This is a genomic window from Gilvimarinus sp. 1_MG-2023 (genome assembly GCF_030548285.1).
In genome coordinates this window covers 1-269 of record NZ_JAUOSC010001063.1, presented here as the reverse complement: position 1 = coordinate 269, position 269 = coordinate 1, and the positions used below count along the sequence as shown (strand labels likewise).

General features: G+C 55.8%; 1 protein-coding gene. It reads right to left on the bottom strand.

All coding sequences use genetic code 11. From position 1 onward, the window contains the following. Window positions 1-269 (bottom strand): Mur ligase family protein (locus tag Q4563_RS20125; protein WP_303605775.1); only part of this gene is annotated, 269 nt, incomplete at both ends.

Sequence of the window (269 nt, the reverse complement as noted above, 5' to 3'; positions counted from 1 at the left end):
ACTCACAACCAGTAAAAATACGTTGCTTGGCCAGTTGGTAAGCCGACATCCCCTGATAACGATCCATATGGTCTTCGCTCAGGTTCAGAATGGTCGCCACTCGTGCCTTCAGGCTCGCTGTCGTTTCCAGCTGGAAACTCGATAGTTCCAGCACATACACATCCGGTTGCGGCCCAGCCAATAAATCCAGTACCGGCACCCCGATGTTGCCGCCCATTTCCGCGGCAACCCCGGCATCCCGCAAGATATCCCGGACCAGGGTAGTGACC